Below are 12159 nucleotides of genomic sequence, written 5' to 3'. Positions count from 1 at the left end.
CCACAGATAACCTCACCCGATGAATGTCTACTCCCGCACCAAATGACAAAATCCCCTCACGTCTACAAGAAGTAGAGACCACGTTTATCAAACGTGAAACTCTTACTCCCTGTGGACCTTGAGGGGATTTTGGCTTGAGCACATTCGAATTGTGCTCCCGTTAGCTGGATTTCAGAATCCCGCTGTCATCAACTGATTGTACCGCTTGTTGCAATATTTCATTATCCTGAACAAGCGCGAATCGAACGTAACCTTCGCCTGAAGGACCAAAGGCACTGCCTGGGGTTGCGATGACTCCTGCATGTGTAACCAGATCCATGGCAAATTGCTCCGAGCTGTCGTAGTGCGCCGGAATCCGGCTCCAGACGAACATCGTTGCTTCAGGTTTAGCGATGGGCCAACCGAGATTGCTGAATCCATCACAGAGGATGTCTCTTCGCTGTTCATAGATTGCTCTGACCCGTTCAACCTCGGATTGATCACCGGTAATGGCGGCAATTGCTGCTTTTTGGACCGGTAGGAACATCCCGTAATCCATATTGGATTTTAGCTTTTTCAGCATGGAGACCATGGTTGCATTGCCCACACAGAAGCCGATTCGAGCTCCTGCCAGTCCGTACGTTTTTGACAGGGAATTGAATTCCACACCGACGTCCATGGCGCCAGGGAATGCGAGGAAGCTTCCACATGACTTTCCGTCAAACACGAGCTCGCTGTACGCATTATCGTGAAGCACGATAATATCATACTTCTTGGCAAAGGCAATCAGGTCAAGATAGAACTGATCCGGTGCCATTGCAGTTGTCGGATTGTTAGGATAGGAGACCAGCATGAATTTTGCTCGATGAGCGATATCTTCCGGTATATCCTGAAGCTGAATAACATACCCGTTTTCTTCTTTTTGCGGCATATAATACAGTTCTGCACCTGCCAGTAACGGTCCATCCGCAAAGACTGGATAGCAGGGGTCAGGGACTAACACCAGATCACCTTCATCGACAATGGAGAGGGATATATGTGCCAGCCCTTCCTGTGAACCGAGCAAGGAACAGATCTGTGTTGCCGGGTCTAACTCGACCTGATAGCGTTGCTTGTACCAATCGCTTGTAGCTTGCAGCAACTCACTCTGATCATTCACAGCATATATATAATTAGCCGGATCAGCAGCGGCCTCGCATAGTGCAGTTATAATATGCTGCGCAGGTGGGATATTAGGCGTACCCACACTGAGATCAATAACGGGCTGACCGTTCTCCAGTCTGCGGCGTTTGATCTCCAGCAACCGGGTGAAAATTCCTTCGTTGAAATGATCCATTCGTTTGGCAAAGTTCATGATGATGATTCAGCCTCCAATCCTCTTCGTACGCATATTCATTAATAATAAATGGACAGCGACTAAAAGAGAAGAGCAGGGGAAAGCTTGCGGATCATGACTTTACTTTAAACTGACTTAGTTCGTCTTGCAGTTTGCCAGATAGCTGGTTCAACTGTTTCGACAGATCCGCTACCTGTTCGATACTATCCAGCTGATCCTGCGTGCTGGCGCTTACTTCTTCCGTCGATGCCGAGTTCTCCTCTGTGGTGGAGGAGATTATCTCCAATGCCTGGAATATCTCATCTTTGTGTTTGTGTACATTGGCGGTATTAGTGGTAATCTGCATCATACGTTGCTGCAGATCTTTCAAGTCTTTGTTAATACTGAAGAAAACATGTTTGGTATCTTCTACGGATTTGGCATTCTCCTCCGCAATCTTCATACCGCGCATGGTATGTTCAACCGACAGGGTTGTTTTCTCTTCAATAACATTCACCTTTTTGTTGATTTCCTCTGTTGCCTGAGCCGTCTGTTCTGCAAGTTTGCGGACCTCTTCGGCAACGACGGCAAATCCTCTTCCATGTTCGCCAGCACGTGCAGCCTCAATAGAGGCATTCAGGGCGAGTAGGTTCGTTTGAGAGGCAATCTGTTTGACTGTATCCACAAAACTGGATATTTCATTCCGACTCAGGTCAATCTCCTGGATAATAGAGGACATTGCTTGGGTGGACTGGTGGTTTTCGTCGGACCATTTCGATAATTGTTCCACGACCGCAAGTCCTTGGCTGCTTTGATCAGCAGATGTCTGCACGACCGTTCCCATAGCCTGCGCATCGGTAGCAATTTCATCAATTTGGCTGGATAATGAGCCTGTTTTGCGTAAGATATTTTCCGTTTCGATGGACTGATAATTCGTTGCATTGGCAATCTCGTTGATGGCTGTTGATGTGTCATTCATGGTCACAGCCGTTCGTGAGGAGATGGCCTGCAGATCATTCGACGACTGGTTCAGGATTTGCGCCGAGCTGCCGACCATTTGCAGCATGCCCTGAATTTTCTGCACCATGGAATTCAAGCCTGTGGCGATCTGGCCAATTTCATTATTAGATTTGATATCCAGTTTGACAGTCAGGTCACCTTGTTCAATCTGTTTAATCTTGGCCAGCAGCTGTGGTATGGAGCGTAACAGACGGCGAAGGGTAATGTAACAGATAATCACAAGCAGAAGGGTGGCTGCAGCAAAACCGCCAAGCGTAATCCACGTGAATGTTTTTAATTCCGCAAGAACTTCTTCTTCGGATATGGTCAGACCAACGGACCATCCCGTATCTTTGCTGGTAGCGTAGCCGATATATCGACGTTCCCCATTGTCGTTCATAAGTTGTACGCCGTTTTCACCCGCAAGCATTTTCTTGCCGATGTCCCCCATGTCGCCCGTACTGTTCAGGATGTTCTCCTTCAGTACCTTCTCTTGATCTGGATGGTACAGAATTTCCCCGCTCTTGGATAGCAACATGGAATAACCTGTGCTTCCAAGGGAATAACTCTCCATAATCGCCGGGATATCCTTGAATGCAATATCCGCTGCGGCAAAGCCGATCGTGGTGTTGTTTTTGTCTTTGATCGGATAGAAGATACCCATGAGTACATCGCCTGCTGCAATATCAATGTACGGATCGGAGAAATAAAGTCCGTCTGCGTCAGTAACCGGCTTGTAGTATGGACGTGACTGGATATCAAAGTCCGGTGCAGATACGACACCATCATTTTGAATCCAAAAGCCTTTTCCATCCAGGCCCGCGACCCAGGCATCGGCAAACGAAGGCTCTGCCTTAACGATAGCGGCGAGTGTCGCCTGTGTTTCCGCAGCGTAGGTTGAACTTTTCGCATCCGCAGCAGATGCTGTTGTTTCTATGTATTGCTGAAATAATGTGTTGGTGGACATTTGCTTGACCAGTGCGCCCTTTTCCTTGAATAGTGCATCAAATTCACTAACAATGGCTTGTGTCTTGGTCTGGAGCATGGATTCCTGCTGTTTCACCAGAATGTTTCGTGTGCTTGCAAACATAAATGTTCCCAGCACGGCAAAGACAACTACGATAATGATCAGCAGCACAATGGACAACGTATTTGCCATACTAGATGTCCGTGCTCCCGTTTTCCCCCACTTGTTCAACATGTTCGACATATTCCATCTCCCCAGATGATTAATAAAAAGCTCAAAACGCCTAAGTTATATGTCGGCTTAATCTATAGTTTTATGTAGATTTCTGTCGAATAATCCTGAAAGCGACGGAAAGGAAAGGCATGAGTATGAGCAGGGTGAAAGGGGAGGGATGAAAAAAGAGGAAAGGAATGAAAAAACGGGATCGGTAGTGGTTCATCCAGGCGATCTTGTTTATAATGGAATGAATTGGAACTATGGATGGGAAAAGGGGGATTATTTGTGAGTGAGTTATGGCATGCTTCAATACAGGGGGTTCCATGGAATGCCGAAAAGATGCACCAGGCGGTGCATCTGTTGCGTCGCAGAGCAACGGTTCATTTTCGCGTTGACGCGGATACATACGAGGACCTTGCCGAGCTCGATGCCAAAGTATTCTTTGCCCGGCCGGATCTGATTCTACACATATCACATATGGACCCTAAAGGGGTATATTCATCCGGATTTTTGGGGCGACTGGCACAGTTGAAACATGTGTCTGCCTTGCAGCTTGATCTTTCGCAGGCTCAGGATTTGACGATACTGGGTGCGATGGAGCAACTGCAGTTCTTAAGATTGAATTCACCTGCAAAGGCAACCGTGCTCGATTTTATTAAACACTACAAACGATTGACCTTTCTTGAACTGCGTGGCAAATTCAACGGATTTGCTTCCATTGCGGCATGTCTTCAACTGCATACGCTCATTCTGAACTGCACGGTCGAAAGTGTTGATGTGTTAGCGGAATTGCCCATGCTTCAGTATCTGTCCCTGGATCACTGCGAGTTAAAAGGCGGACTGGATGTATTGACACAGTCGACCATCTCGATGTTGAAGCTCAGCTCTGTTCGCAAACTGACGAGTATTCAGGGACTCGAACAGATGCGCGGGCTGGAATATCTGCATCTGTCCTTGCCCAAGCTGGAGCAGTTATGCGACTTTTCCCATCTGACCTCTCTCAGACAGCTCGAACTGGACTATATGAAATCGTTGCGGGATACGACACATCTATGGACAGCCCGTGCTTTGGAGTCTATTGAACTGAAAGAGATTAATACGGCGCTCAAGGCGGATTCGTTTGCTGGACTGACCGGGCTGGAGCATTTGCGCCAAATCGATTTTCGTTTTATTGATGTTAACAAAGGACGAATTGCAGCTATGCGTGATCACCTGGACAAGGCCGGAAAATCCCATTTGTTATATGAAAATATCCCTGAGCATGAACGTCTGAATTCTATAGGTATTGCGCACTTATCGCATGTATTAATGTAAACGGGCTTCTGTCCAGCATGTGTATACAGAGCGCACTCCGGTGAACGGACCGATTGAGGCGTGTAGATGTCATTGCTATCTAGGTGTTCGTATCCGTTAATGCAGGCATGTTGATCTCTTTTACGCAGGCCGCTTTGGACAAGCTGATGATACATCGAACGATGGCGACCATATCCTGCAGGGGAATGCGGGTCCCATCATACTCGGCCAGTGCACGTTCCATCCCGTCTTCATACGGAATTTCTGCCGCCAGTTCTCCCGGGTTGATGCATGTCACCGCGATGCGGTCATTTCTCGTATGTTCTCTTAGAGCTTCCGTAATACCCCGTATGGCAAATTTGGAGGCGACAAAAGAAACCTGGCTGCTGCCTGCATTGCTCAAACCGGCTGTTGAACCAATCAGGATGATCTTGCCTGCTTCAGACTGGCGAAGCTGAGGCAGTAAAGCCTGTATACATACAATTGTAGAAGTCACATTCACATGGATCAGCTGACTGATATCTGCGGGTTCATCCTTATCAAACGTGTAGTGCTCTTCAAATCCTTCTTTTTCCCAGATCCCCACGTTATAAATAAGCACATCCAACGTCTGGCCTTGAAGTTGGCTGGCAACTTGCTCTGCGGCCTGAAGCTCGGAAAGATCAGCCTGAATCCATATTCGCTCGACGCCATCCTCCACGGACAGACTTTCCGGCTTGCTGCGGGAGACCACCCAGACCTTATCACCGGATTGTGGCACACCTCTGACAAATGCATCGCCCAATCCCTTGCTTGCACCAAAGACAATTATATTTTTCAAATAAAGCCCTCCTTATCGATTAGAAATTAATAATATTTACATTAATCTATATCTTACTATAAAGGTGATATATGGAACATGAAGTTTACATGAGGTATGCTTCATCCTTATCAAGAAAAACCACCCCTGCCCCGCAAGGACGGGAGAGAGATGGTTGGAGAGATCATGATAACATTAATGGTAAAGTTTTAACTCGGCGATGGACCACCACCACTCGGGAGTGTCCGCGGTCAAGGCAATTTTGATGTATCGCGCCGTTTGTCTGGAGAACGTATGTGAGATGACAGGTCCTGTTCCCAGTGCTTCCGTAACCCCTTCCCAACGTTCGCCATCATCAGAAGTGAAAAGCTGGAAGCTGCGAGCATAATCGTTGCTGCTGCCTGAGTCCATTGTCAAGCGGCTGAAGCTCTGCTTGCTTCCCAGATCAATCTGGACCCATTGACTGGCATGTTGACCAGATGAAGAGGTCCAGCGTGAATTCAGATCGTCGTCGAGCATCGCCGCAACATCTTCAGAGGTGGAGGCAGTCGCTGTCCATGATGTTCGATCCAGTTCAGCAGGTAGCAGATGATCCTGTTCCCCGGATATCCAAGGTGTCTGATCAGCGGTATAGACCTCTAATTCAGCCACGGACCACCAATGAGAATCGGTACCCGTCTGTACGACCTTAATATAACGTGCCTCATGCGGTGTAAAAGCGATAGAAAGTAGCGCATCTGATCCTTCACCCGAAGCCAAGGCTTTTCCCCAATGCTCTCCATCCAGAGAAGTATATATTTCATAACCGCGAGCAAAGTCTTCCCGGCTGTGCGCGCTGTCCAGCACAATCCGATTCACTGGCTGCGAGGCTCCCAGATCAAGCTGAATCCATTCGCCGCCTGTTTGAGTCTGACCGGAGGTCCAGCGTGTTTGGTCCGAGCCGTCGAGTATAGCCGCTGCATCGTCTCCGGAGGAAGCTGTCACGGACCAGCCATCTGGCAGCAGCCTCTTTTGTTTGCCCGTTCCATTATGATGAACAAACAACTCGGAGATCGACCACCATTGATCGGAATCCCCGATCTGTACCATTTTCACATAACGTGCCTGCTGTTCAGGGAAGGTGATGGACATGCGTCCAGGCGTGCCTTCGCCGCCCGCAATGGATGTGCCCCAGTGTTCACCGTCATCCGAGACATAAATCCGATACTGTCTCGGATAGTCTTCTTTCGCATGGCCCGGGTCCAATTCTATGGCATCGAAAAAACTCTTTTGGCCGAGGTCAATGGTAATCCATTGTCCTTTGGTTTGCTTCCTACCGTTTGTCCATAGTGTATCTGAACTTCCGTCCAGCATATTGGCTGTAACATCTGCTCCTTGAGTAGAGGAGGCGGTTACGATCCATGAAGAGCGATCTGGAGGCGGTACGGGCTGTGGGAGCTCTGGTGTTGCTTCAAGTTTGCCAAATCGGGCAAGCTTGAGTTCAGAGATCGACCACCAGCTGTCTGCAGAGGAAGTCAATACAATTTTGACATAACGGGCGGTTTGCATGCCCAAATCAACGGACAGACTTGGAGATGTTCCTGCTCCCTCTGCAATAGGCTCGCTCCAGTTCTCGTTATCTTTGGATACGTAGATTTCGTACCCGTGAGCATAATCACCGCCGTTGTTGCCGGAGTTCATGAATACCGTATCCATAAACTGTTCGCCACCCAGATCGATATGCAACCAATCGCCAGGTTTCTGAATCTGTCCGGATGACCAGCGTGTAGTCAGATCACCGTCCACCATGCGCTCTACCGGCTCCGAACTGGAGGATGCCGTAATGGTCCATTGGCTCCGATCGAGATAGACTACACCCTGAGAGGCATCCGGCTGTTTAACGACGGAATGTTCCAGCGGGTTAACCTTTACTTGCGCTTTGGCATACACGGTAGCCGAACCCAAAGCGCCATGGGCATTGTAGAAATGAACTGTTTTGACAGTGTCGGACGGATTCCAGATTTGCGCTGTATAGACGCCGTCTTTTTCATACACGGTTGCTGCCGGATCATCTGCCCATATATCCATCGTGCGTGTTCCCGTAGAAGCCATGCTGTGCATGAACCAGTACGCGTTAAAGACTTCATTTTGCTGCATCTCACTCGTATTCCATTTGGCTAGAGCACTTTGCGGGTCTCCAATGGACTGGAATGGCCAGATAATATGCTGCCATGTGCGCTCCTGCTGACCACCCAGGTCCTTAATGAGACCATTGTAGAGAGCCTTAGTATTCTGCGGATCACGTCCATAATAGGTCATCCATTCCGCTGGCGGTAGCCAGTGAATACCGTAAATATGCTCCGCCTCATTAGAGAAGTACGTTCCATACAGGTAGGCGCTGCCGTACACATGACCTACCGTAGCGTGTTGGTAATCCTCCAGCCAGTTATCCCCGTCATAGTTAAACCAGTATTGCTCGGCAGCTTTCTCTTCGGTCATGAAGCCCCAGATCCCGGTGTCGCGATAGGCTTTGTTGCCTGTCACCTCACCCCACATATATTGGCCGACCCAACTAAAGAGCGCTTCTCCTGCGGCCTCCTGGTTATTCCCACTGCGATTATCGGCGTAACCACCTGCCCAGGAGTGACCAGCGTACGGATCAAAATTGCGAAGCCATGGAAACTGATCATCTGTCCGTGAAGGATTAGCATAGTCCCGAATCAGAAGCTCAACCATGTCACCGTAATCTTGCAAGAATGTTTTGTCATATGTGGCCAGTACAGCCGATGCAAAAACGTAATAACCGTAGGTGAAATGATGATCTGTCAATCCGGTATTAACACCGAATCCGCTACCGTAAGGGAAGATGGTTCCCCATTCATCCGAATAATAAAAATAATACGAGTGCAAAGGTTCGTCCGGCGAATAGGTATACCAATCTGTCAAAATGGTTCGAAGCAGGGACAGATAGTTGTCTCGTCGTACCGTATCTCCTATCTGGTCGCTGATGAGCACACCCAGCGCAAGCGGATGAAGCTTTTTCCCTTGCCAGTAAGGATCCTCGCTCATCAGATTGCCTGCCGTATCCGCGTCAAGCTGATCCAGATAGCTGATTAATTGTGCACGCGAGTAGGTTGGATCATCTGGCTCCACAAATTGCGGAATAATGCCATAGAATCGATCCTGTGTCGTAAACGTATTGCCTTCACTTACTTTCATCATGCCGCGAATGGAAGGGTAAGCAAGCTCCGTTACCGGAGTAGTCGCTAGTTTCCATTGGTGCGGCAACAAGGCCATCACTGTCTCGGATGAAAAGCCTGCCCGCTTCGTCCGGGTTACCGAGTTGAAGGTAGTCGTTACCAGTGAATTGCTCTCATTATAATTGTAGTCCACTGTTGTATCGGTTACAAAGGCGTAGGCATGCCGGTAATAATAAGACAGTTCTGCCGCGGACGGCAGGGTAGCCAGGGACAGATAGTCTTCGCTCTGGCCCAGCTTGATTTTGAGCGTATTGCCAAGTTTCATAAATACGGTTCCTTCAGGTGCAAAGATCCCGTAGTTTCTTGTAAAGGTCTGAGGCGTGGGCGCTCTGTCCTGATTGGTTACTTCAACACCGATATGATCGGCCGTCAGCGATTCTCCATCATTCAGAACAATTTCACGGTTCTGATCATCGAAGAGACGTGTGATGTTGGGAGAACGAACAATAATGGTATCCGGGTTATCGAAGGTGTTGTACAGGAAAGGGGAACCTTTCACAAACGTGGTATTCATTTTGGCTGTGTCATCATCGCTCATGATGATCGTTGCGGAATAATCCCCATATCCCGCCACCTTGGTATTTACCTCCGCCGGGTTCATATTGCTGGTGCTCATGATCAGATCCGGTTCACCGTCAGCGTCCATAGAACCGCCATCAGCCGAAACGTAACCAGCTCCGGGATTCAGAAGTTGAAGTCCTTGTTTGGTATATCTACTTTTAAGCGGAAGTGTGACCAGACTGTTGCCATCCCCCAGATCGGATACAAGAATAGACTGCCACCAGTCATTGGAAGGGAGGGGCGCTGTGATGTCAGCCGTGCGATTTTTCGGGTTTTTCGGCTGCAGCATGGTGATGTCATTTACAGCGTAACTGCCGGAACCCACCTTTACCGAGGACGGTTCAGGGATATTCGGAATTGTATGCACAGGTTTGGCATCGCCTTCGATATACTCGTAGACGTCGAATGCGTACAGGGAGTATCCGTTGGTTGTTCCTCTGCCAAGTCCGGCTAATTTCACATACCGTGCTTCGGCGTATACCGGAATCTCATCCCGTCCACCGTCGCTGTGCAGTTCCCGGTATAATGTAGTCCACTGGTCTGCATCATTTGATACTTGAATATCGTATGCACGTCCAAAAGCGTTTTCCCATTGTAGGGATACGTTCCCGATTTCCCGGATTAGTCCAAGGTCTACAACAATCCATTCCTGATCCTTGTAGATGGAAGACCAGCGTGTATCCGGACGGCCATCCGTTACATTCCGTGCTTCGTAATTCCCTTTTTCCATTTTGGCTTTATCCTCGGCTGAACGGCTGGGCTCATCAATTTCTTCCGAAGACGCTGTAACCGGTTGTCCTAGTGCAAGGTTCATTGCTAATGGTTTGGGAGGTGGATTTGCTCCGCCCGTCCCATATACATTGAATTCGTATACAGAGACGCCATAGGCTGGCTGTGCTCTTTGATGACTGAACAAGCGCACATATCGTGCCTCCGCTGTGACCTCAATTTCTGTCAGGCCGCCTTGCCCCTTTGTTGTCGAGTAAACAGACTGCCAGTTGACCTCGTCGTTGGATACTTCCAGATCAAAGGCGGAAGCATACGCATTTTCCCACTGGATGGAGATGCCCGAGATGGAGGCCACCGTGCCTAAGTCAACATAGATCCACTGCGGATCTTGCTGCCATATGCTTTCCCAGCGGCTGTTTTTGTTGCCGTCAACCACAAGATCTGCCGTATTGCCGCCCAGAGATGACGAACTGTACACAGGCCGGTTCAGGGATAACAGATGATGTTCCTCATCTGCGGCGTTCACTTTTGAGACCGGCCACAGCGGGATGCTGCTAATCAACAACAGAACAGATAACAGCAAGTTCATGTAGATGTTGTGTGTTTTTCCTCTTTGACTCGTTCGTACCTTCATATGACTACTCCTTTGTTAGCCCTTGCCATCTCACCAGACAGAGCTTCTCTTATTCTCTACTCGCTACCGTATGTATCATTTTGTTTCCCATGTTGCTTTTGTGAGATGTGAATCCAATGCTCAACACGGGATATTCAGGTGCCCCATTTTGTATATCGATCATTTTGTCTGGAATATAAAGGTTTTTTAATCGTTTTCGTGGAAAAAGAGACATATGTCCTACATAATGTATGGGGAATGTGCAACTGTGAAATCAAGATACGGAATCGTTGTTCTCCAACAATACGATATCTTCCCCCCGTTGTTGCCTGAGAGCAATATTGTCCCTCCCCCAAGCACACATGACATCCACGATGGTGTTGGCGGTAACGCCATATTCTGTAAGTCCATATTCTACTTTGGGAGGCATCTGTTGGTAGACATATCTGGTGACAAGGCCGTCCCGCTCCAGCTCGCGCAATTGTTGAATCAGTACTTTTTGCGAAATGCCCGGGATGCTACGCCCTAATTCGCCCGTTCTCTTTACTCCGGACATCAATAGACAGATGATCAGCGCCTTCCACTTGCCACCTATAATTTCGAGCGTCGCTTCAATGCCCAGATTGTATTGTTTCATCCTGATTCACCTCAGTTTAAGTTTTACGTGTTATATAGGGTGTAACTATTTATTTTCTCACGGTTCTGACACTGAAGTCCATACACACTTTGAGGTAACCATCTTACTTCATTGTGTGTATTTTCTTTTGACTGGATGTGACTGATAATGGTCCATGTTCAATTAAAGAAACCAACACCCGGGATGGGAAGAAAGGAACTTATGATGAAAACACTTGTTATTCTGGCACATCCCGATATCGAAAGTTCAAGAGTCAATCGTCGCTGGAAGGAGGAGTTGTTGCAGCATACAGATGATATTGTTCTTCACGAATTATATTCGGCCTATCCCGATTGGAAGATTGATGTTTGCCGAGAACAAGAGTTGCTGGAGACGCATGATCATATGATGTTGCAGTTCCCGTTATATTGGTACAGTTACCCACCGCTGCTAAAGAAATGGTTTGATGACGTGTTTACCCATGGATGGGCGTACGGATCGAAAGGTAATCGATTGAAGGGAAAGCGGATGGGTCTGGCCATGTCCATAGGGGATAAGCAGGAGAATTATGCGAAAGATGGTTCCATCGGTTACAGCGTAGAGGAACTTGTTGCACCTTTCGTAGCAAGCATGAATCATGTAGGGGTTCAGGCGCTGCCGCATTATGCAGTCTATGGTGCCTCGTTCCAGGCTACGGATGAAGAGATTAACCGAAGTGCTGAAGAATACATGCGTTATATAAAGCAGTTCCGGGATTTTTGAAGTTAAAAGGTGAAGCTCTTCATAGAAAATGTACTGAAAAGGACCTGACTCCACACATGGTGAAGTCCAGG

Annotated in this window: 7 protein-coding genes; 2 read left to right on the top strand and 5 right to left on the bottom strand. The window is 48.2% G+C overall.

The annotated features are described in order from the left end of the window. Nucleotides 1-160: 160 nt before the first annotated feature. Nucleotides 161-1333 (bottom strand): aminotransferase class I/II-fold pyridoxal phosphate-dependent enzyme, encoded by a 1173-nt coding sequence (locus MKY01_RS23560; protein ID WP_036617475.1) that lies wholly within the window; start codon nucleotides 1331-1333, stop codon nucleotides 161-163. Between the two features lie 94 nt (nucleotides 1334-1427). Further along, a complete protein-coding gene (locus MKY01_RS23555) occupies nucleotides 1428-3503 on the bottom strand; it encodes a methyl-accepting chemotaxis protein (protein ID WP_282320600.1) in 2076 nt (691 codons plus the stop codon). 258 nt (nucleotides 3504-3761) lie between these two features. On the opposite strand from MKY01_RS23555, the gene MKY01_RS23550 reads away from it, so the two are divergent. Next, on the top strand, nucleotides 3762-4790 hold the full coding sequence (locus tag MKY01_RS23550; protein ID WP_282320601.1) for a hypothetical protein: 1029 nt from the start codon (nucleotides 3762-3764) through the stop codon (nucleotides 4788-4790). A 79-nt stretch (nucleotides 4791-4869) separates the two neighbouring features. Here MKY01_RS23550 and MKY01_RS23545 read toward each other — a convergent pair whose 3' ends face one another. The 3 genes from MKY01_RS23545 to MKY01_RS23535 all read right to left on the bottom strand — a co-directional run bounded on the left by MKY01_RS23545 (nucleotide 4870) and on the right by MKY01_RS23535 (nucleotide 11347). Continuing rightward, nucleotides 4870-5589, bottom strand: coding sequence for an SDR family NAD(P)-dependent oxidoreductase (locus MKY01_RS23545; protein WP_282320602.1), 720 nt, complete (start codon nucleotides 5587-5589; stop codon nucleotides 4870-4872). Nucleotides 5590-5763: 174 nt separating this feature from the next. Continuing rightward, nucleotides 5764-10731 carry a discoidin domain-containing protein gene (locus tag MKY01_RS23540; protein ID WP_339283780.1) on the bottom strand — a complete coding sequence of 1656 codons (4968 nt, stop codon included), beginning with the start codon at nucleotides 10729-10731 and terminating at the stop codon, nucleotides 5764-5766. Nucleotides 10732-10984: 253 nt separating this feature from the next. Then, entirely contained in the window at nucleotides 10985-11347 is a 363-nt protein-coding gene (locus MKY01_RS23535; protein WP_339283779.1) for a helix-turn-helix domain-containing protein, read from the bottom strand. A gap of 204 nt (nucleotides 11348-11551) precedes the next feature. On the opposite strand from MKY01_RS23535, the gene MKY01_RS23530 reads away from it, so the two are divergent. After that, nucleotides 11552-12088: an NAD(P)H-dependent oxidoreductase gene (locus MKY01_RS23530; RefSeq protein ID WP_036617635.1), complete on the top strand. Its 537-nt coding sequence runs from the start codon at nucleotides 11552-11554 to the stop codon at nucleotides 12086-12088. Nucleotides 12089-12159 lie beyond the last annotated feature (71 nt).

The sequence above is a fragment of the Paenibacillus sp. FSL R5-0486 genome, from assembly GCF_037975155.1.
In the GTDB taxonomy this organism is placed as follows: domain Bacteria; phylum Bacillota; class Bacilli; order Paenibacillales; family Paenibacillaceae; genus Paenibacillus; species Paenibacillus amylolyticus.
Note: the sequence above shows the minus strand (reverse complement) of the source record. Positions and strands in the feature narration are given on the sequence as shown.

Bases quoted from the DNA above. Each gene is read 5' to 3' on its own strand.
- MKY01_RS23560 (WP_036617475.1), bottom strand. From the start codon at position 1,333: ATGAACTTTGCCAAACGAATGGATCATTTCAACGAAGGAATTTTCACC.
- MKY01_RS23555 (WP_282320600.1), bottom strand. From the start codon at position 3,503: ATGTCGAACATGTTGAACAAGTGGGGGAAAACGGGAGCACGGACATCT.
- MKY01_RS23540 (WP_339283780.1), bottom strand. From the start codon at position 10,731: ATGAAGGTACGAACGAGTCAAAGAGGAAAAACACACAACATCTACATG.
- MKY01_RS23535 (WP_339283779.1), bottom strand. From the start codon at position 11,347: ATGAAACAATACAATCTGGGCATTGAAGCGACGCTCGAAATTATAGGT.
- MKY01_RS23530 (WP_036617635.1), top strand. From the start codon at position 11,552: ATGAAAACACTTGTTATTCTGGCACATCCCGATATCGAAAGTTCAAGA.